Genomic DNA, 19,555 nt, shown 5'->3' on the forward strand with positions numbered 1-19,555 from the left:
CAGGACGGCTTGCTCCCGCCGGGAACCGCGGTGCATGATGGTCGGACGCCGGGGCTCCCGCGCAGAAGTTGCGCAAGTCCTGTTCGATGACGAACCGCGGAGCGATCCGCCCGCACGTGAGGACGACGATGACCGACCACTCCCCGACCACTCCCGGCAAGACGGCCCTCGTCGTCCGAGGGGGCTGGGACGGCCACCAACCGGTCGAGGCGACCGAGCTGTTCCTGCCGTTCCTCCGCGACAACGGCTACGACGTGCGCGTCGAGGAGTCGACCGCCGTGTACGCCGACGAGGCCTACATGCGGACGGTCGACCTGATCGTGCAGTCGAACACGATGACCTCCATCCAGTGGGAGGAGTTCCTGGGCCTCCGCGCGGCGGTCGAGCGCGGCACAGGCCTCGCCGGCTGGCACGGCGGGATCGCCGACTCCTACCGCGACAACTCCGACTACCTGCAGCTGATCGGCGGCCAGTTCGCCTCGCACCCCGGCAAGCACCCGGACGAGCGCACCGGCGAGCAGTCGGACAACTACATGCCGCACACGATCGAGATGACGGCCCTCGCCGCCGACCACCCGATCACGCAGGGCATCTCCGACTTCGAGCTGGTCACGGAGCAGTACTGGGTGCTGCACGACGACTACAACGACGTGCTCGCCACGACCACGCAGGCCGTCCGCCCGTGGGACCCGTGGAAGCGCCCCATCACCTCCCCCGCGATCTGGACCCGCCTCTGGGGCGAGGGCCGCATCTTCGTCTCGACGCCGGGCCACCGCGTCGAGATCCTCCAGGACGACAACGTCCGCACGATCATCGAGAGGGGAATGCTGTGGGCGTCCCGCTGAGAGTCGGCATCATCGGCGTCGGGAAGATCAGCGAGCAGTACCTCGCGAACCTCCCGACCTTCCCCGGCCTCCGCCTCGTCGCGGTCGCCGACCTGAACCAGGAGCGGGCGCAGCAGGTCGCCGACGAGCAGGGCGTCCGCGCCCTCACCGTCGACGCACTGATCGACGACCCGGAGATCGACGCGGTGCTGAACCTCACCATCCCGGCGGCGCACGTCGAGATCGGCACCCGCGCCTTGAAGGCGGGCAAGCACGTCTTCGCCGAGAAGCCGCTCGGGCTGAACCCGGCCGAGGCCGCGCCGATGCTCGACCTCGCGGACGAGCTGGGCCTGCGCTTCGCGAGCGCCCCGGACACGGTGCTCGGGACCGGCGTGCAGACCGCGCGCCTCACCCTCGACTCCGGAGCGATCGGCACCCCGATCGCCGCGCAGGTGCACTGGGCCGCGCCCGGCCACGAGCGCTGGCACCCGGCGCCCGAGTTCTACTACCAGCCCGGCGGCGGCCCGCTGCTGGACATGGGCCCGTACTACCTGACGGCGCTCGTGCACTTCTTCGGGCCGGTCGTCCGCGTCACGGGCCTGGCCACCCGCTCCGACCGCCCGCGCACGATCGAGACCGGGCCGAAGGCGGGCACGCCGATCGAGGTGACGATCGACACGCACATCACCGCGCTGCTCGAGCACGCGAGCGGAGTCACCACCACCGTCACCGTGAGCTTCGAGGTCTGGCGCAGCCGGGCCCCGAAGTTCGAGGTCTACGGCACCGAGGGCACCATCTCGGTCCCGGATCCGAACATGTTCTCGGACCCGGTCGAGGTCGCCGTCCGCGACGAGGACTGGCGGGTCGTCCCCGACTCCGCCGGCGTGATCGACACCGGTCGCGGAGTGGGACTGGCCGACCTCGCGGAGGCGATCGCGGAGGACCGCCCGCACCGCGCCTCCGGCCGCGTGGCCCTGCACGTGCTCGAGATCATGGACGCCGTGCTCCGCTCGAACGAGGAGAAGGCGGTCGTGACGATCGCGAGCACCGCCGAGAAGCCCGACGTGATGCCGCTGCGCACGGCGGGCTCGATCGGCGCCTGACAGCGCCGGGGGCGACGACGGGAGGCGGGGGATCGCCGCCAGCGCGTCGCTCCCCGTTCGGGGGTGACGGCGGGGCGCGACGCCGTAGACTCGGCGGATCGACGGTCCTCAGCCGCCGTCGCACGCGGAGGGGGATCGGCCGTGGCAGTCGGCTTCCGGCGGAGCGGTGAGCTCCGTGCCCTCGCGCGCCCCCGGCTCCGGGCGGCCGGCGACCCGCTCTCCCCCGAGGACCACCGCTCCCGGCTGTCCGGTTGGCTCAGCATGCCCGGCGGGCCGGGTCTCGTGCGCCCCTCCGCCCTCGCTCCGGCGTGGGAGGCGCCCCTGCTCCGGCTCGTGCGCGCCGGGGCGCCGGCGGAGGACCTGCACGAGGCGACCACCGGCTCCCCCGAGGGCTCGCGCCTCGCGGCCGTCGTCGAGCTCGTCCGCGACGCCCTGCACTCCGCGGACGACGATCGCGCTCTGCGGCTCACCGGCTGGCTGGTGCGCATCCGCTACGACCCGTCGGCCGACTCCTTCCTCCGCCGCTACGGGATCGCGCTGACCGTCCGCCTGCCGCTGAGCGGCGGCCTCGACGTGGAGGTGCCGCTCGACGCCCCGGCGCTGCGCCTGCTCTACGCCGAGCTGGCAGCACCGATGGATCCGGCCGCGGCGGTCGTGGCGGTCGAGACCCTGGAGCCGTCGACCCTCGCGGCGTCGACGCTCGCCTCCCTCTACTCCGCCCGCCGACGCTGGAGCGACGTGGCCGAGTTCTCGGCGCCCGTCGAGAACGTGGACGCCGCCTCCGCCGCGGTGCTCATCCGCCGCGGCGTCGCTCTTCGCGAGCTCGGCCTGATCGAGGGCGCCCTCGAGGCGTTCGACCGGGTGGTGCGCCCGACCGTCACCAGTGCGCGGCCCGTGGAGCTGCGGGCGGAGGCGCTGCTCGAGCGCGCGAGCACGCTCCTCTCGGACGGGCGCACGGCTCCGGCTCGGCGCGATCTGGAGCGCGTGCTCTCCCGCTACCCGGACAGCGCCGCGGCGCACGAGCTGCTGGCGGTCACCGGGCGCTGACGCGACGGAGGGGCGCACCCTCTGCAGGATGCGCCCCTCCGGGGAGTGCGTCGGCTCAGCCCTCGGCCTTCGAGGGCTTGCCCTCGGCGGGCAGGACCTCGTGCGGGGTGTCGCGCTCGTCCTCGCCCTCGGCCTGCGACGGCTTGTCGGACTGGTCGTCCGGGTCCTCGACGGGGCTCGGGGTCTGGTCGCTCATCGGAGTCCCTCCGGCTCGTCGGACGTGGCGGACGGCTCGGGGTGCGCCTCGAACTCCATCCAGGCGCGGTCCAGATCGGCCTGCGCCGACTCGGGCTCGCTGGCGAAGTAGCCGTCGTAGATCGCGCGGCCGCCGTGCTCGGGCAGGTCGTCGCGACCGCCGAAGGCCTGCGCGAAGCGGCCGACCTCGTCGTCCCTCTTCTGCTGATCCCGCAACCAGGCGGGGAAGGTCTGCGTCATGGTGACACCTCTCTCTCCTGCCCTCCAGCCAATCGCCCGCCGCGGATCCGGGCAAGCCCTTCCGCCGCGGGCCCCGAGGGGCCAGGCTCCGCCCTGGAGGGCCCGGGCTCCGCCCTGGAGAAGCGGCGCTCCGCCCTCTAGAGGACATGTCCGCTACAGGGCGCCCCCGCCCCCGCCGCGGAGGAGAGCCGGCCCCTAGCGTGAGCCCGTGACCGACCCCGCTTCTCCGCGCCCCGCCCGCACCGCCGCGGGTCTGCGCCGCACTCTGCTCGCTCTGACCGCGACCGTCGCCCTGCTCGCCGGCACCGCGGCTCCCCTCGCCTCCGCCGAGCCGGACCCGGTGCCGGTCGGGAACGACCACCTCGCCAACGGCGTCGCCGCCTGGGGGCGCTACCTCAACGGGGAGTGGGACGTGCCGGCGGGCATGTCCGACCTCACGGACGTCGCGAGCAGCTACAGCCACACCCTCGCGCTCCACACCGACGGCACCGTCGAGGCCTGGGGCGCGGATCTGGAGGGCGAGCGGGACGTGCCGGCCGGGCTCCGCGAGGTGACCGCGATCTCGACCGGGTACCTCCACAGCATCGCCCTCACGATGGAGGGGACGGTCGTCGCGTGGGGCGACGACCGTCAGGGCCAGACCGACGTCCCGGCCGGACTCGGCGGCGTGACCGCCGTCGCCGCGGGCAGCTACCACACACTCGCTCTGCGGGGCGACGGGACCGTGGCGGCCTGGGGCTCCGATCAGTTCGGAGCGACCGACGTGCCGGCGGGTCTCTCCGGAGTGGTCGCGATCGCCGCGGGCGGCTGGAACAGCCTCGCGCTGCGCGCCGACGGGACGGTCGTGGCGTGGGGCGGCGACGACAGGGGCGCGTACACCGCCCCGGCAGGGCTCCGCGACGTCGTCGCCGTGTCGGCCAGCTACTCCCACAGCCTCGCCCTGAAGCGGGACGGCACCGTCGTCACCTGGGGCGACCCCGCCGACTCCGGCTTGCCGCGGGTCCCCGCCGATCTCGGCGGCATCACCGCGATCGCCGCCGGCATCGGCTTCAGCGTCCTGCTGACGTCCGACGGCACCGTCGTCTCCCTGCACCCCGACGGCGACACGGAGCTGGACGTCCCGGCCGGGATCACGGGCGCCACCGGCATCGCGGTCGGCTTCAACCACGCCTTCGCGATCGGCCCGCTGCCGACCCTCACCGCCGACACCGCCGAGACGCTCGTCAAGACCGGGACCCGCTACTCCGCGACCTTCACGGCGTCCGGCCCGGCTGCGACCTTCGAGGTCTCGTCCGGCGCCCTTCCCGCGGGGGTGGCCCTCTCGCCGGAGGGCGTCGTCTCGGGCAGGCCGACCACCGCAGGCGACTCCACCTTCACGGTGAGCGCGCGGAACGCGTACGGCACCACGGCCGGCGTGCCGCACACGGTCACCGTGGTCCCCGCGAACACCCCGCCCGTCGTGACGGTCGCCTACGCCACCGACGGCGCCTCCTACGAGAAGGGCTCGGAGCCGAGGGCCGCCTGCGCGATCACGGATGCGGAGAGCGGAACGTTCAGCGAGGAGGCCGTCGTCACCGGCACGCTCGTGAACGGCCTCGGCACCCGCACGGCGACCTGCACTTGGACCGACCCCGGAGGACTGACCACGACCGCCGCCGCGACCTACCGGATCGTCGACACCGGCGTCCCCACCATCGCCGCGACGACCGCGCCGACGGCTCCGAACGCCGCGGGCTGGTTCCGCTCCCCCGTCTCCGTCGGCTTCTCCTGCGCCGACGGCAGCGGCTCCGGTATCCGCAGCTGCACCCCCGCGCGGATCCTGCGCGAGGGCCCCGGCCAGAGCGTCACCGGCACCGCCGTCGACAACGCGGGCAACCGCGCCACGACGACCCGCAGCGGCATCGCCATCGACACCACGAAGCCGCAGCTCTCGTTCACGTCGAGGCCCGAGGGGTCCTACCCCTTCGGCACCGTGCTCCCGGAGGCGCGCTGCCTCGCGGACGACGCGCTCTCGGGCCTCACCGGCGACTGCGTGATCACGGGCGGCGGCCGCTCCGTCGGACCGCACGTCTACCGGGCGACCGCGACCGACCGGGCGGGCAACGTCTCGACCCTCACCTCGTCCTACACCGTGACCCCGTGGACGATCGGCGGGCTCAGCACCTCGGTGAAGAGCGTGGCCGCCGGAGCCGCGACCGGCATGACGTTCCAGGTGACGTCCACGTCGTCCGCGGGCACGTTCCGCCACTCCGCCCTCGCCGACGTGCGCAGCGTCACGCAGAGGCAGACCTCCTGCACCACCGGCGCCGTCCTCACCGGAGCGCCGACGACCGCCCTGACCGGACGCCTCCGCTACGACACCGCGACGAACCGCTACGTGAAGGCGTGGACGGTGCCCGCGAAGCGGGGCACCTGCTGGACGCTGACGGTCACGACGGCGGACGGCAGCACGGGGAGCGCCCGGTACTCGGTGAAGTAGCGGCGCCGGACGGCCGCCGCGGTCCTGTCAGGCTCCCGCCGCGGCGTACCGCTCCGCGAGCACGCGGAACGCGGCGGCCAGCTCGGGCGGCTCGGCCCCGGCCATCGGAGCGTCGAACCGGCCGAACGACGCGGCGAGCGCCTCCCACGACCAGGCGCCGAGGGCGAGTCGGCAGCCCGCGTCGCCGAGGTCCTCCACCTCCCCGTCGCTCGCGTAGGGCAGGACCTCGGCGGCGGGCGCCTCCAGCACCACCGAGCCGCGGCACGGCCACCCCTCCCCGGGCGCTCCACCGCGGAACCGCGCCTCCAGGAACTCGGCGGGACTCCCGCCCGGCAGCATCCGGCGGCGGAAGCGGGCGCCGCGGGGCGAGCGCGGCTCGAGCCGGTCCACGCGGAACACCCGCCAGTCGTCGCGGTCGAGGTCGAAGCCGATGAGGTACCAGCGGCCCTGACGCGCGACCAGGTGGTGGGGCTCGACGCGGCGCACCGCCTCCGCGTACGCGAAGCGGAGCACCTCCGAGGCCCGGACGGCCGCCGCGACCGCGACCAGCCGCCGCGGAGGGACTGCGGGGGCCGGCGCGGCCGCGACCGTGAAGCGCAGCGCATCCGCTCGGGGCCGGAGCCGGGCGGGCAGGACCTGCCGCACCGTCGCCAGCGCCCGGGCCGACGCCTCCTCGAGCCCCGCGATCGGCGCGCGCAGGGCGGCGGTGAGGGCGAGCACCTGCTCGTCGTCGAAGAGCAGCGGCGGGAGCTCGGCGCCGGCCTCGAGCCGGTACCCGCCGTCGGGGCCCTTCGCCGCGTCGATCCGGTAGCCCATCGTGCGGAGTCGGTCGACGTCGCGACGCACCGTGCGCGGCGCGATCCCCAGGCGCTCGGCGAGCACTCCGCCCGGCCAGTCGCGGCGGGTCTGCAGGAGGGAGAGGAGCAGGAGGAGCCGCTCGGTCGTCGTGGGCACGTCCCGAGGGTATTCCGAGAAGAGGACCGTCGCCGTCCTCTTCTCCTGGGAGCGTCGGGGCACCGGGTGATCGGCCCGGCACGACTGCGAGGAGCGCACCATGAGCATCACCACGACGACCCACCTCAACTTCCGCGGACAGGCCCGCGAGGCACTGGAGTTCTACGCCTCGGTCACGGGAGGCCGGGTCGACGCGATGTCCTACGCGGACGCGAACGCTGTCACCTCGCCCGACGAGGCCGACCAGCTGATGTGGGGCCAGGTCGTCTCCGAGGCCGGCTTCCGCGTCATGGCGTACGACGTCCCCGCGCACACGGCTTACGACCCGGGCACGATCCCGGTGTTCGTGTCGCTGCGCGGCTCCGACGCCGACGAGCTGCACCGCCTCTGGGACGGCCTCTCGGAGGGGGCGGCGGTCGTCGTGCCCCTGGCCCCGGCGGCCTGGTCGCCCCTCTACGGGATGCTGCGCGACCGCTTCGGAGTGACGTTCGTCGTCGACCTCGAGGTCGCCTGGGGCTGAGGCCCGCGGGCTCGGCGGCGGGGCGCGTCCCACTGCGGACGCGCCGGCCGCCGACTCGGTACGCTCAGCACCGGATCCGGTCGGAGGGACGCTGCATGCTGGAGACGATCTCCGAGGCCCTCTCGCTGGTCACCCTCCCCCTCGGCGTGCTGTTCCTGCTCGCCGCGTTCGTCGCGGCGCTGATCGACGGACGCTGGCTGACGACGACCGCCTACCTCGAGGAGGGTCCGCCCCTCGCGCTGCACTGGGTGACCCGGGCCGGCGAGGTGCGATCGCGTCCGCTGTCCGCCGGGGACCCGCTGACGCCGACGCGGTCGGACCAGCGGGAGGTGCACTACCGCGAGGAGGATCCGCACCGCATCCGCCTGCACCGGTGGAGCGACGCGGTGCGGGCGCTGCGCCTGACCGGCCTGATCCTGCTCGGGGCGGGGGTCGTCCTCGGGATCCTGTCGACGGCACTGGCGGTCCTCGCCTAGGCGGCGCCCCGTGCGCGAGGATCGGACCCGTGGATGCGGAACGGGTTCTCGGAGACGGACGGGCCGACGGGGTGTGGTGCCGGCTCGGGGAGCCGCTGACGGTCGCGCAGATCGCTCGCGGCGGGCCCGCGTGGCTGTGCCTGGACGCGCAGCACGGCGCGTTCGACGACGCCGCGGTCCTCGCCTCCCTGCGCGCGCTCGGCGTCGTGAGCGGGAGGCCGCCCGTCGGCGTCCGGGTCGCCGGGCTCTCCGACGCGCTGATCGGCAGGGCGCTCGACGCCGGAGCGGACGTCGTGGTCGTCCCGATGATCGAGACGGTCGAGGAGGCGCTCGCGGCCGTCCGCGCCGCGCACTACCCGCCGCTCGGCCGCCGCAGCTGGGGGCCGATGTCCGATCTCTGGGGCGCCGCTCCCCCGTCGGCCGCCGAGGCGCGCACCGCGCTCTGGGTCATGATCGAGACGCAGGCCGGCCTCGACGCCGTCGATCGGATTCTCGCGGTGCCGGGCGTGAGCGGAGTCTTCGTCGGCCCGTTCGACCTCGCGATCGGCCTCGGACGGGACCTGTCCGACCTGCTCGCCGCGGACGGACCGGACGACCCGCTGCCGAGGATCGCCGCGGCGGCCCGGCGCGCGGGCAAGGGTGCCGGGGCCTACGCGGGCGACCGCGAGCGCGCCGGGCTGCTGCGAGCGCTCGGCTTCCCGAGGGTCGCGGTCGCGACGGATCAGTCGCTGATCGCGCTCGGCACCGCGGCGGCGCTCGACGCGGACGCCGCCGACTCCGGCTGCTGAGCCCGAGGCCGGGCACGGGGCCGGCCGCCGGTCACCGGCGAGCGCTCCCGCCGGGGGGATGCACGGGCTCCGGCGGCTCGGGGACGAAGCGGAGGCCGCCGGCGGAGTTCGCGAGATCGGTGAGCGCCGAGATCCAGGCGGGGTTGATGCGGGGCATGCGGCCGCCGGCGTAGGTGTAGCGGAGCGTGTGCGAGGGGTGCAGCCAGATCGCGCTGCGGCCGTCGCTCATCCCGTTCTCGTCGCGCCAGGTGAGCAGGCACGACTCCCCCCGGCGCAGCTTCGCGGTGAGGACGATCTGCAGGTGGGCGAGCACCCGGTCCTCGACGTCGATCTCGACCGATCCGTCGTAGTGCAGCTTCCCCATCGGCGTCTCCCGGCCTCGTCCTCGGAGGACGGGCGCGCCTCCGGCCCACCATCCTCGGGTGTCGTCCAGTGACCAGTTCGGGGCGGCGACACCCGGCGGATCAGCTGGTATCGGCGAATCCGCTGGTCTCGACGGGGCAGGGCTCAGGCCGGCGGGTTCGCCGCCATGAAGTCGCGCATCGGCAGCAGGTTCTGGAGGGGCGCGAAGTACCCGAAGCGGGGCAGGTCGAAGACCACTCCCGCGACTCCGGAGGACCCCATCGCCGCGATCCACTCGAGCGCAGCCGGCATCGGCACCTTCAGCACGCGCGACGCGTCCTCGTCGGAGAGGCCGGCGTGCAGCGCCCCGGCGCGGGCGCGCTCCCCCGTGGTGAAGGCGAAGACCATCGGCCCCGACTCCAGGCCGCCGACGAAGGGGATGGGCGCGTCGTCCGGCCCCCGCGCGATGAAGCACCACATCGGCAGGGCGTAGACGCTGCGCCAGAGCGCGTCCATCGCGGCGAAGCTCTCGGGGTCGGCGCGCAGGGCCTCCGCCCGGGCGTCGATCTCGACGGTCTGATCCATGGGGCTCCCCTCGGCGCCGGCGATCGGCGCGGACCTCCACGCTAACGATGCTCCCGCTGGGCCGCACCCGCGATCGATCCGTCAGCAGCGGCCCGTCCCGGCGGCGGGCACGGGCCGCGGACGACGGATCGACGCGGCCGCGGAGGCGCGACCGGACCGCTGATCCGCCCGGCCACTGGCCCCGTCCAGGCGGTTAGGTTAGGTTAACCTTCGCAACCCCCACCACCCCCTTCGAAGGATCGCCGTGCCCGCCACTCGCACCCCCCTCCGCCTGACCGCCGTCGCCTCGCTCGGCCTCGCCGCGCTGCTGCTCACCGCCTGCTCGGGAGGAGCCGACGCCGGCTCCGAGGGCACGTCCGAGAGCAGCGCCGCCGAGAGCAGCGAGGGCTTCCCCGTCACCGTCGACCACGCCTTCGGCAGCACCACCGTCGAGTCGGCCGACCGCGTCGTCGCGACGAGCTGGACCAATCAGGACGTGGCGCTCGCGCTGGGCGTGACCCCGGTCGGCTTCACCCGCGCCTCCTACGGCGACGAGGACGGCGACGGCCTGCTGGTGTGGACGAAGGAGGCGCTCGACGCCTCCGGCGCCGAGACCCCGACCCTGTTCGACGAGACCGACGGCGTGCCCTTCGAGGCGATCTCGGACCTCAGCCCGACCGTGATCCTCTCGGCCTACTCCGGCATCACCCGGCAGGACTACGACACCCTCAGCCAGATCGCACCCACCGTCGCCTACCCGGGCCTGCCCTGGGGCACGACCTGGCAGGACTCCGCGAAGCTCGACGGCGCCGCGCTGGGCCTCGAGGACGAGGCCGTCGCGAAGGTCGGCGAGATCGAGAGCGACATCACGCAGACCACCGCGTCCTACCCGCAGCTCGCGGGCACCACGTTCATGTACGGCTGGTACGACCCGACCGACGCGAGCACCTTCACCTACTACACGCCGAACGACGCGCGCGTGAAGTTCGTCGAGGACCTCGGGCTCGACGTCGCCCCGAGCGTCGTCGAGCTCTCCGGCGACTCGGAGGCGTTCAGCGGCACCATCAGCTCCGAGAACGCCGACCAGCTCGACGCCGACGTGCTCGTCGTCTACGGCGACGACACGACCCTCGCCGCACTGCAGGCCGACCCGCTGCTCTCCAAGATCCCGGCCGTCGAGCGCGGCTCCGTCTACGTGCTGGAGGACGGCTCCTCCGCCGCCATGGCCACCTCGTCGCCGAACCTGCTCAGCATCCCGTGGGTGCTCGACGAGTACACCGCCGGCCTCGCCGCGGCCGCCGACAAGGTGTCGTGACCCGCACCGCACCCACCCGGAAGACGAGGGCGACCGCGCTGGCGGTCGCCCTCGTCGCGCTGGCCGTCGCGTCGGTCCTCTCGCTCGTGTACGGCTCCCGCGAGATCCCGCTCGGCGAGGTCTGGCCGGCGCTGACCTCGCCCGATCCGGCGTCCATCGTCGACGCGGCGGTGCAGGGGCGGGTGCCGCGGACGGTCCTCGCGATCCTGGTCGGCGCCGCGCTCGGGCTCGCCGGAGCCGTGATGCAGGGCCTGACCCGCAACCCGCTCGCCGATCCGGGCATCCTCGGCCTCAACTCGGGCGCCTCGCTCGCGGTCGTGCTCGGGATCGCCGGGGTCGGCGCGACGAGCCTGCCGCAGTTCATCTGGCTCGCGTTCCTCGGAGCCGCCGCCGCCGGGGCGTTCGTCTACGCGGTCGCCTCGCTCGGCCGCGAGGGCGCCACTCCGCTGAAGCTCGCCCTCGCCGGAGCCGCCACCGCCGCCGCGCTCACCTCCCTCATCAGCGCGGTCCTGCTCACCCAGGAGACCACGCTGAACCGCTTCCGCTTCTGGCAGGTCGGCGGAGTCGGCGGCGCCGAGACCGCGAGCATCCTGCAGGTCCTCCCGTTCCTCGCGGTCGGCGCGGTGCTGGCCCTCTCCAGCGCGCGAGGGCTCGACGCCCTGGCGCTCGGCGACGACCTGGCGACCGGCCTCGGCCGGCGCGTGGGGCGCATCCGCCTGGTCGCGGGGCTCGCGGCCGTGCTGCTCTGCGGCGCCGCGACCGCGATCGCCGGACCGATCGGATTCATCGGCCTGGTCGTCCCGCACCTCGCCCGCCGCGTCACCGGCCCCGCGCACGCCTGGCTGCTGCCCTCCTCCGCTCTGCTCGGCGCCCTGCTGCTGCTCGTCGCCGACGTGGTCGGCCGCGTGGTCGCCCGGCCGAGCGACGTCGAGGTGGGCATCGTGACCGCGCTGATCGGCGCCCCGGTGCTCATCGCGATCGTGCGCCGCTCGAAGGTGCGGGCGCTGTGAGGACCGCGGAGGCGCCCGCCGCGGTCGGCATCGCGGCCGGCCGCACGCTGCGCCGTCAACGCACGGTCATCGGCTGCGCGGTCCTCGCGGTGCTCGCGCTGGCGCTCGTCGTCGTCTCGCTCACGGTCGGCAGCACGGTCTACTCGGTGCCGGAGGTCGTCCGCGTGATCCTCGGCGAGACCGTGCCGGGCGCCTCCTTCACCGTGGGCACGCTGCGGCTGCCGCGCACCATCACGGCCGTCCTGGTGGGCGTGGGCTTCGGGATGGGCGGCGTGATCTTCCAGACGATGCTGCGCAACGCCCTCGCCAGCCCCGACATCATCGGCATCACGTCGGGGGCGAGCGCGGCGGCCGTCGTCGCGATCGCGTTCTTCGGGCTCTCGGGCGGCGCGGTCTCGGTGATCGCGGTCGCGGCCGGGCTCGCGACAGCCCTGATCATCGCCGGGCTGGCCGAGGGCGGCGGAGTGATCGGGGCGCGGCTGATCCTCATCGGCATCGGCGTCGCGGCGATGTTCCAGAGCGTGATCGCCTATGTGCAGACCCGCGCCGACTTCGAGGACGTCCAGGAGTCGCTGCGCTGGCTGACCGGCAGCCTCAACTCGGCCGCCTGGCCCTCCGTCCCGCCGCTCGCGCTGACGATGCTCGTGCTGGTGCCGCTGGCGCTGCTGCTCTCGGGCCGGCTCGGCGTGCTGCAGCTCGGCGACGAGTCGGCGACCGCGCTCGGACTCGACGTGCGGCGCAGCCGGCTGGCCCTGCTCGCGGTCGGAGTCGGCCTCGTGGCCGTCGCGACCGCCGCCACCGGCCCGATCGCGTTCGTCGCCTTCGTCTCGGGGCCGATCGCGCGGCGGATCCTGCCGAGCGCGCGCACGCTGCTGATCCCCTCCGCCCTGGTCGGCGCGGTCGTAGTGCTCGCCGCCGACCTGCTCGCCCAGTACGTCGTCGGCGCGCTGTTCTCGGGCGCGCGCTTCCCGGTCGGCGTCGTCACCGGCGCCCTCGGCGCGCCCTTCCTGCTCTGGCTCCTCGCCCGCCGCAACCGCTCCGGAGGCTCCCTGTGACCGACGCCCCGCCCACCCTCGCCGCCGACGCGGTCACCCTCGCCTACGACGAGCGCGTCGTGGTCGACGGGCTCTCGCTCGCCGTGCCGCCCGGCCGGATCACGGTGATCGTCGGCGCGAACGCCTGCGGCAAGTCGACGCTCCTGCGCGCGATGGCGCGGCTGATCACCCCGCGCTCGGGGAGTGTCCTGCTCGACGGGCGCGCGATCCACCGGCTCCCGACGCGCCAGGTCGCGCAGCAGGTGGGGCTGCTGCCGCAGACCCCGATCGCGCCGGAGGGGATCGCCGTCTCGGACCTGGTCGCCCGGGGCCGCTACCCGCACCGGGGCCTCTTCGGCCGCGGCTCCGGATCGGACGACGACGCGATCGTCGAGGAGGCGCTGCGCGACACCGGCACGCTCGAGCTCGCCGACCGCCCCGTGGACGAGCTCTCGGGCGGGCAGCGCCAGCGGGTGTGGATCGCGATGGCCCTCGCCCAGCGGACCGACGTGCTCCTCCTGGACGAGCCGACGACCTACCTCGACGTGTCGCACCAGGTCGAGGTGCTCGACCTGCTCACCGACCTCAACCGCTCGCGCGGGACGACCATCGTGATCGTGCTGCACGACCTCAACCTCGCCGCCCGCTACGCCGACCACCTCGTCGCCGTGCGCGACGGCGCCCTGTACGCCTCGGGCACGCCCGCCGAGGTGGTGACGCCGGAGACGGTGCGCGCGGTGTTCGGGATGGAGTCGCGCGTGATCGAGGACCCGGTCTCGCGGACGCCGCTGGTGCTGCCCATCGGGCGCCACCACTCGGGCTGAGCCCGGCCGTTCAGACTGAGCGGTCAGGCCGGGGCCGCGGCCAGGGAGGCGCCGTCGACGAGCGTGCAGCGGAGGAGCTGCTGCTCCCGTCGCGCGGGGTCGCCCTCGATGAGGATCTGCACGGCGCGGCGGCCCATGTCGCGCCGGGGCAGCTCGAAGCCGGCCTGCCAGCCGGTGCGGTCGGCCGATCCGGAGAGCGACACCAGCGACAGGTCGCCCGGCACCGCCACCCCCTCGGCCTCGGCGGCCTCCTGCAGGAGGACGAACTGCTCCTCCTGCTCGGCGAGGACGACCGTGACGCCCTCGGCGGCGATCCGGCGGATCCACTCCCGCGGCGACGCCTCCGGCCCCGGCACGAGGTGGAGGAAGCCGTCGCCGAGCTCGGCCCGCGCGCCGGCCATGCGGTCGGTGTACGACTCGACACCCTCGCCGTGGCCGGCGTAGGCGAAGCGGGTGTGGCCGAGGGCGCGCGCGCAGGAGATCAGCTCGCGGACGATCGACGCGTAGTCGGCGGCCACGTAGGGCACGGGCCCGCCGGCGTCGTCGCGGCGGCCGATGCTGACGAAGGAGAAGCCGCTCGCGTTGAGGAACTCGAGCTCCTCGCGGGGCATGCGCTGCCCGAGGAGGATGCAGGAGTCGGCCAGGCGCAGCCGGGTGGTGCCGCCGCTGAGGCCGCCGCGACGGCCGCCGACGCGACCGCTGGTCAGCAGGAGGAGGTCGATGTCGCGGTTCTGCGCCTCCTCCTCGATGCCGGCGAGGAACGGGTGGAAGAAGTCCTCGCGGTCGAGCGGGAACAGGCTCTCGTAGGTGTAGACGCCGATCATGCCGGTGCCGACCTGCTTGAGGCGGCGCGCGATGGGGTCGGCGACGTACCCCGTCTCCTGGATCGCCTTGAGGATCCGCGCCCGCGTCGCCTCCGGGACCCGGGCGAGCTGCTCGCCCTTGTCGTTGAGCACGAACGACACCGTCGTCTGGCTGACTCCCGCGAGACGCGCGATGTCCTTCTGCGTGATCCGCGGCACCCGGACACCCCCGCTTCATCCTGGTAATAGGTATTACTTCTTGACCTCAGGCTACCGATGACGAAGGATCGCCGTACGCCCATCCGGGGCGAGAGAGGGCGGAACGTCGACGATGATGAATCCCGCAGACCCAGACAACCAGACCACGGCCTCCCCGAGGCCCGATCGGCAGCACAAGCCCGATCAGCAGCCCGAGCACGATCCGCAGCGCAGGCCCGACAACTCGCGCCGCCTCTTCCTCGCCGGGGGCGCCGCCGCCCTCGCCGGCGCGGCAGGAGCCGTCGGCGCCGCCACTCCAGCCGCCGCCGCGCCCCCGGCCGACGCTCCCGGGCAGAAGAAGCGCCTGAGCGTCACCGAGGGGCCGATCTCACCGCTCGACAAGGAGTTCCGCTGGGACGACCGCGCCGGCGCCGACAACACCCGCGCGGTGCAGGCGGCCATCGACAAGGCGATGACCGCTCCGGGCGGCGAGGTGTCGCTGCCCGCCGGCGAGATCCGGGTGACGGGCCTCGCGGTCGACTACCGCGGCTACCCGGTGCAGCCCGAGAACGGGCCGCCCTACGGCTACGCCGGGCCGAAGATCGTCGGCGCCGGCATGCGCCAGACGAGGATCGTCCAGATCGAGGGCTCGACCCGCGACATCTTCACCGTCTCCGGCCAGACCGGCGACGCGGCCGGTCCCGCCAACAACAACAAGGCCACCGGCGTCGTCCTCGCCGACTTCGAGATGACGGGCACGCCCTCCGGCGGCCACGGGATGTCGCTGCGCTCGCTGGTCAACTGCGAGTTCCGCAACCTGTGGATCCAGAAGACCGGCAAGTCGGGCATCTTCCGCGAGCGCGCCACCTTCGTGTCGGGCGTCGACGACGAGTACTCGTACGCCAACTCCTGGAACAAGATCAAGATCGTCGCCCCCGCGGGCTGGGGCGTGGAGGACTCGGGCAAGGCCTCCATCGGCGGCTCGATGACCAACGTCGAGGCGATCAGCCCCGGCCTCGGCGGCTTCCTCCTCGCGCCGACGAACATGACGCTGCTCGACTGCCAGGCCATCGGCGGCACGGTCGGCCTCCGGTCGATCCGCAACGAGAACCGGCGCTCGGTCAACTCCGGCCTGACCCTGATCAACTTCCGCTCGGAGGGCTCCCGCGACGGCTGGGAGGTGCTGATCGAGGCCGGCACGAGCCACATGATCGTGAACCCGAACTTCTTCCCGACCTCGGGCGCGAACTGCCTCGGCGTCGGCCTGACGAACGGCGGAGCGGACTTCGAGGTGCGCAACCTCACCGTCCTCGGCGGCTTCTACGGGCTCAGCCTCGGCCGCTTCCCGCAGCAGAAGGCGATCGTGCTGGGCAGCGACTCCTCCCAGACGCGCCTCGTGAACCCGTTCATCGAGCGCGGCGCCGCGGGAGTGGACGAGGGCTCGCTGATCGTCGACGACGGACGCCTGACCTCGTTCGAGCTCGGCCGCGGCCGGGTGGAGCGCGCGGCCGGCTACACCACGGTCGCCCGCGCCCCCGAGACCATCCCGACCCCTCCGGCCGGACAGGTCAACGAGGGCTGGGAGCGCTCCGGCGACACCTGGCGGAAGGTGGCCGTCTTCCCCGACGGGCACCGCGTCGTCATCGCCTCCTGACCCCGGGCGGCGGCGCCCTCCGCGCCGCCGCCCTCCCCCACTGCACACGGAACGAGCACCAGAACGCATGCATGACGACAGCACCCGCATCGAAGCCCGCATCGCCCGCTTCCGCGCCGAGAGCCTCCGGCCGGCGATCCACCGGGCGGTCGAGCCGCTCGGGATCGAGTCGTGGACCGCTCCGGGCGAGCCGGTCCCCTTCGACCAGGCGCGGGCCGCGTCCTACGCGCCCGCCCGCATCGGGGAGCCGTGGGGCGCCCCCTGGGGCACCGTGTGGTTCCACGTGCGCGGCGAGATCCCCGCCTCCTGGGTCGGCGTCGACGGCTGCGAGCCCGAGCTCGTCGTCGACCTCGGCTACACCGGCGCCCAGTCCGGCTTCGAGGCGGAGGGGCTCGTCTTCACCGCGACCGGCACGGTCGTGAAGGCCGTCGAGCCGTTCAACCAGTCGGTCCCGCTCGACCGGCTGCCCGGCCGCGAGGCGGGCGACCGCACGGTCGAGCTCTACATCGAGGCCGCCGCCAACCCGAACATCACCGGCGACTGGTCCTTCACCCCCACGGCGCTCGGCGGCCGCCCCGCCGACGGCGCCCTGCCGTCCGACCCGCTCTACCGCCTCCGACGCCTCGAGCTCGGACTGCTCGACCGGGAGGTCTGGGAGCTGGAGCAGGACATGGCCGTGCTCGTCGGGCTGATCGGGCAGCTGCCCGAGTCCTCCCAGCGCCGCGCCGAGATCGTGCGCGCCCTCGACCGCGCCGTCGACGTCCTCGATCCGGACGACGTGTCCGGCACCGCCGCCGCCGGCCGGGAGGCGCTGAGGACGGTCCTCGAGCGCCCCGCCTCGGCCAGCGCGCACCACCTGCACGCCGTCGGCCACGCCCACATCGACTCCGCCTGGCTCTGGCCCGCCCGCGAGACCGCCCGCAAGGTGGCCCGCACCTTCTCGAACGTCTGCGACCTGATCGAGCGCGAGGAGGGCTTCGTCTTCGCCGCCTCCTCCGCGCAGCAGTACGCGTGGCTCAAGCGCGACCACCCGGAGCTGTTCGAGCGCGTCCGCGGCCACGTGCTCGCGGGCCGCTTCGTGCCGGTCGGCGGGATGTGGGTCGAGTCGGACACGAACATGCCCGGCGGCGAGGCGCTCGTACGCCAGCTGCTCGAGGGCAAGCGCTTCTTCCTCGACGAGTTCGGGATCGACACCGAGGAGGTCTGGCTCCCGGACTCCTTCGGCTACTCCGCCGCGCTGCCGCAGATCATCGCCGGAGCGGGCGGGCGCTGGTTCCTCACGCAGAAGATCTCGTGGAACGAGACCAACACGATGCCCCACCACACCTTCTGGTGGGAGGGCATCGACGGCACCCGCGTGTTCACGCACTTCCCGCCCGTCGACCTCTACAACTCCGACCTCTCCGGCGAGGACCTCGCCCGCGCCGAGCGCCAGTACGCCGAGAAGGGCAGCGGCACCATGTCGCTCGTGCCCTTCGGCTACGGCGACGGCGGAGGAGGCCCCAACCGCGAGATGATCGCGGCCGCCCGCCGCACGCGCAGCCTCGAGGGCTCGCCGACCGTCGAGCTGTCCACACCCCGCCGCTTCTTCGAGGAGGCGCAGGCCGAGTACCCGGACGCGCCCACCTGGTCGGGCGAGCTCTACCTCGAGTTCCACCGCGGCACCTACACGTCGCAGGCGCGCACCAAGCAGGGCAACCGCCGCAGCGAGCACCTGCTCCGCGAGATCGAGCTGTGGGCGACCACGGCCCTCGTCCGCGCCGGGGTCCCGTACCCGGCCGACGAGCTGCGTGAGATGTGGCGGACGGTCCTCCTGCAGCAGTTCCACGACATCCTGCCCGGCACCTCCATCGCCTGGGTGCACCGCGAGGCGGAGGAGAACTACGCCCGCATCGCGCAGCGGATCGAGGAGATGATCGCCGAGACCGTCCGGGCCCTCGCCGGCGAGGGCTCCGCGGAGCTGCTGGTGAACTCCTCCCCCTTCGCCGTCGGGGGCGTGCCGGCGCTCGGCGCGGCCGCGGCCGACCCCGCCGCGGAGCACTCGGCCCCGACGCTCCGCTCCGACGGCGACGCCCACGTCCTCGACAACGGGCTCGTCCGGGTGCGGATCGGCGCCTCCGGACTCCTCGAGTCGGTCGTGGACCTCGCGAGCGGCCGGGAGGTCGTGCCCGCCGGCGCCGCCGCGGGGCTCCTCCAGCTCCACCGCGACACCCCGAACAAGTGGGACGCCTGGGACCTCGACGACAACTACCGCCGCACGGTGGAGGACCTCGTCGGCGTCGACTCGGTCCGCGCCGGCACCGTGAGCGACCCGCTCGGCCGCGAGGTGCCGGCGGTCGTGATCACCCGCTCGTTCGGCGGCTCCACGGTCGTGCAGACCGTCTCGCTGCAGATCGGCAGGGCGGCCGTCGACCTCGACCTCGACATCGACTGGCACGAGCGCCGCAAGCTGCTCAAACTCGCCTTCCCGCTCGACCTGCTCTCGGACCGGGCGACGTCCGAGATCCAGTTCGGCCACGTGCACCGCCCGACCCACGTGAACACGACGTGGGACGCCGCCCGCTTCGAGACCGTCGCGCACCGCTGGGTGCACGTCGGCGAGCCGGGCTTCGGCGTCGCGGTCGTCAACGACTCCACCTACGGGCACGACATCACCCGCGACCGCGCCGCGGCCGGCACCCCGACGACCACGGTCCGGCTCTCGCTCCTGCGCGCGCCGCTGTTCCCCGACCCGGACGCCGACCAGGGCCGCCACCGCCTCGCAGTGTCGCTCGTGGTCGGCGCCGAGCTGCCCGACGCCGTCGAGGCCGGCTACGCGCTGAACACCCCGGTCCGCAGGCTCACCGGCGCCGCGCCCGTCGCTCCCCTGGTGTCGATCGACGACCCCTCGGTGATCGTCGAGGCTGTGAAGGCGGCGGACGACGGGAGCGGCGACGTGATCGTGCGACTCTACGAGTCGCTCGGCCGCCGCGCCGCAGCGACCCTCCGCGCCGCCTTCGCCGTCCGGGCGGTCACCCGCACCGACCTGATGGAGCGCCCGACCGAGCAGGTCCGCATCGAGAGCTCCGTCGAGGCGGAGTCGGCCGACGTGCGCCTCGAGCTGCGTCCGTTCGAGATCGCGACGGTGCGCCTGGCGCGCTGAGCGCGAGGGGACGCGGGGGCGGGAGCAGGCCGAGCCGGCTTGC

The 19,555-nt window shown here is 74.1% G+C and carries 19 protein-coding genes; 13 read left to right on the forward strand and 6 right to left on the reverse strand.

Features of this window, described 5'->3' with window-relative positions:
• Positions 1–128: 128 nt before the first annotated feature.
• The 3 genes from C5C25_RS14430 to C5C25_RS14440 all read left to right on the forward strand — a co-directional run bounded on the left by C5C25_RS14430 (position 129) and on the right by C5C25_RS14440 (position 2,974).
• A complete protein-coding gene (locus tag C5C25_RS14430) occupies positions 129–845 on the forward strand; it encodes a ThuA domain-containing protein (RefSeq protein ID WP_104224320.1) in 717 nt (238 codons plus the stop codon).
• Positions 830–1,927 carry a Gfo/Idh/MocA family protein gene (locus tag C5C25_RS14435; protein WP_104251000.1) on the forward strand — a complete coding sequence of 366 codons (1,098 nt, stop codon included), beginning with the start codon at positions 830–832 and terminating at the stop codon, positions 1,925–1,927. Before C5C25_RS14430 ends, C5C25_RS14435 begins: the two co-directional genes overlap by 16 nt.
• 141 nt (positions 1,928–2,068) lie before the next feature.
• A complete protein-coding gene (locus C5C25_RS14440; protein ID WP_104251001.1) occupies positions 2,069–2,974 on the forward strand; it encodes a tol-pal system YbgF family protein in 906 nt (301 codons plus the stop codon).
• Between the two features lie 55 nt (positions 2,975–3,029).
• Here C5C25_RS14440 and C5C25_RS16610 read toward each other — a convergent pair whose 3' ends face one another.
• Positions 3,030–3,170 (reverse strand): hypothetical protein, encoded by a 141-nt coding sequence (locus C5C25_RS16610; protein WP_159940045.1) that lies wholly within the window; start codon positions 3,168–3,170, stop codon positions 3,030–3,032.
• On the reverse strand, positions 3,167–3,409 hold the full coding sequence (locus C5C25_RS14445) for a hypothetical protein (protein WP_104227148.1): 243 nt from the start codon (positions 3,407–3,409) through the stop codon (positions 3,167–3,169). The genes C5C25_RS16610 and C5C25_RS14445 overlap by 4 nt, the downstream gene beginning before the upstream one ends.
• Before the next feature lie 208 nt (positions 3,410–3,617).
• On the opposite strand from C5C25_RS14445, the gene C5C25_RS14450 reads away from it, so the two are divergent.
• Positions 3,618–5,888, forward strand: coding sequence for a PxKF domain-containing protein (locus C5C25_RS14450; RefSeq protein WP_104251002.1), 2,271 nt, complete (start codon positions 3,618–3,620; stop codon positions 5,886–5,888).
• 27 nt (positions 5,889–5,915) lie between these two features.
• Here the strand turns inward: C5C25_RS14450 and C5C25_RS14455 are convergent, their stop codons facing one another.
• Positions 5,916–6,842: a YafY family protein gene (locus tag C5C25_RS14455; RefSeq protein WP_258069428.1), complete on the reverse strand. Its 927-nt coding sequence runs from the start codon at positions 6,840–6,842 to the stop codon at positions 5,916–5,918.
• Between the two features lie 100 nt (positions 6,843–6,942).
• Here C5C25_RS14455 and C5C25_RS14460 point away from each other — a divergent pair, with 100 nt between their 5' ends.
• The 3 genes from C5C25_RS14460 to C5C25_RS16620 all read left to right on the forward strand — a co-directional run bounded on the left by C5C25_RS14460 (position 6,943) and on the right by C5C25_RS16620 (position 8,626).
• Positions 6,943–7,362, forward strand: coding sequence for a VOC family protein (locus tag C5C25_RS14460; RefSeq protein ID WP_104251003.1), 420 nt, complete (start codon positions 6,943–6,945; stop codon positions 7,360–7,362).
• A 95-nt stretch (positions 7,363–7,457) separates the two neighbouring features.
• Entirely contained in the window at positions 7,458–7,838 is a 381-nt protein-coding gene (locus tag C5C25_RS16615) for a hypothetical protein (RefSeq protein ID WP_104267914.1), read from the forward strand.
• 29 nt (positions 7,839–7,867) lie between these two features.
• Positions 7,868–8,626 carry an HpcH/HpaI aldolase/citrate lyase family protein gene (locus C5C25_RS16620; protein WP_181027211.1) on the forward strand — a complete coding sequence of 253 codons (759 nt, stop codon included), beginning with the start codon at positions 7,868–7,870 and terminating at the stop codon, positions 8,624–8,626.
• A gap of 31 nt (positions 8,627–8,657) precedes the next feature.
• Here C5C25_RS16620 and C5C25_RS14470 read toward each other — a convergent pair whose 3' ends face one another.
• Entirely contained in the window at positions 8,658–8,990 is a 333-nt protein-coding gene (locus tag C5C25_RS14470; RefSeq protein WP_104224304.1) for an ATP-dependent DNA ligase, read from the reverse strand.
• 143 nt (positions 8,991–9,133) lie between these two features.
• Positions 9,134–9,553, reverse strand: a complete 420-nt coding sequence (locus C5C25_RS14475; protein ID WP_104251005.1) for a hypothetical protein — start codon at positions 9,551–9,553, stop codon at positions 9,134–9,136.
• 244 nt (positions 9,554–9,797) lie between these two features.
• Here C5C25_RS14475 and C5C25_RS14480 point away from each other — a divergent pair, with 244 nt between their 5' ends.
• The 4 genes from C5C25_RS14480 to C5C25_RS14495 are packed head-to-tail and all read left to right on the forward strand — an operon-like array spanning position 9,798 to position 13,715.
• Entirely contained in the window at positions 9,798–10,847 is a 1,050-nt protein-coding gene (locus C5C25_RS14480) for an iron-siderophore ABC transporter substrate-binding protein (RefSeq protein ID WP_181125670.1), read from the forward strand.
• Positions 10,844–11,857, forward strand: coding sequence for an iron ABC transporter permease (locus C5C25_RS14485; RefSeq protein ID WP_104224306.1), 1,014 nt, complete (start codon positions 10,844–10,846; stop codon positions 11,855–11,857). Before C5C25_RS14480 ends, C5C25_RS14485 begins: the two co-directional genes overlap by 4 nt.
• A complete protein-coding gene (locus C5C25_RS14490; protein WP_104251006.1) occupies positions 11,854–12,912 on the forward strand; it encodes an iron chelate uptake ABC transporter family permease subunit in 1,059 nt (352 codons plus the stop codon). The genes C5C25_RS14485 and C5C25_RS14490 overlap by 4 nt, the downstream gene beginning before the upstream one ends.
• The gene (locus C5C25_RS14495; protein WP_104224308.1) at positions 12,909–13,715 is read left to right on the forward strand and encodes an ABC transporter ATP-binding protein; all 807 of its coding nucleotides are present in this window, start codon (positions 12,909–12,911) and stop codon (positions 13,713–13,715) included. The genes C5C25_RS14490 and C5C25_RS14495 overlap by 4 nt, the downstream gene beginning before the upstream one ends.
• A 23-nt stretch (positions 13,716–13,738) precedes the next feature.
• Here the strand turns inward: C5C25_RS14495 and C5C25_RS14500 are convergent, their stop codons facing one another.
• Positions 13,739–14,737 carry a LacI family DNA-binding transcriptional regulator gene (locus C5C25_RS14500; RefSeq protein WP_104227154.1) on the reverse strand — a complete coding sequence of 333 codons (999 nt, stop codon included), beginning with the start codon at positions 14,735–14,737 and terminating at the stop codon, positions 13,739–13,741.
• Positions 14,738–14,852: 115 nt separating this feature from the next.
• On the opposite strand from C5C25_RS14500, the gene C5C25_RS14505 reads away from it, so the two are divergent.
• Positions 14,853–16,370 carry a hypothetical protein gene (locus tag C5C25_RS14505; RefSeq protein ID WP_181127060.1) on the forward strand — a complete coding sequence of 506 codons (1,518 nt, stop codon included), beginning with the start codon at positions 14,853–14,855 and terminating at the stop codon, positions 16,368–16,370.
• A gap of 67 nt (positions 16,371–16,437) precedes the next feature.
• Positions 16,438–19,512 (forward strand): glycoside hydrolase family 38 C-terminal domain-containing protein, encoded by a 3,075-nt coding sequence (locus C5C25_RS14510; RefSeq protein WP_104234017.1) that lies wholly within the window; start codon positions 16,438–16,440, stop codon positions 19,510–19,512.
• Positions 19,513–19,555: the final 43 nt, after the last annotated feature.

The sequence above is a fragment of the Rathayibacter sp. AY2B9 genome, from assembly GCF_002931595.1.
Lineage (GTDB): Bacteria > Actinomycetota > Actinomycetes > Actinomycetales > Microbacteriaceae > Rathayibacter.

Coding starts and splice junctions, on each gene's coding strand:
- C5C25_RS14430 (WP_104224320.1), top strand. CDS start 129: ATGACCGACCACTCCCCGACCACTCCCGGCAAGACGGCCCTCGTCGTC.
- C5C25_RS16610 (WP_159940045.1), bottom strand. CDS start 3,170: ATGAGCGACCAGACCCCGAGCCCCGTCGAGGACCCGGACGACCAGTCC.
- C5C25_RS14445 (WP_104227148.1), bottom strand. CDS start 3,409: ATGACGCAGACCTTCCCCGCCTGGTTGCGGGATCAGCAGAAGAGGGAC.
- C5C25_RS14460 (WP_104251003.1), top strand. CDS start 6,943: ATGAGCATCACCACGACGACCCACCTCAACTTCCGCGGACAGGCCCGC.
- C5C25_RS16615 (WP_104267914.1), top strand. CDS start 7,458: ATGCTGGAGACGATCTCCGAGGCCCTCTCGCTGGTCACCCTCCCCCTC.
- C5C25_RS14470 (WP_104224304.1), bottom strand. CDS start 8,990: ATGGGGAAGCTGCACTACGACGGATCGGTCGAGATCGACGTCGAGGAC.
- C5C25_RS14475 (WP_104251005.1), bottom strand. CDS start 9,553: ATGGATCAGACCGTCGAGATCGACGCCCGGGCGGAGGCCCTGCGCGCC.
- C5C25_RS14505 (WP_181127060.1), top strand. CDS start 14,853: ATGAATCCCGCAGACCCAGACAACCAGACCACGGCCTCCCCGAGGCCC.
- C5C25_RS14510 (WP_104234017.1), top strand. CDS start 16,438: ATGCATGACGACAGCACCCGCATCGAAGCCCGCATCGCCCGCTTCCGC.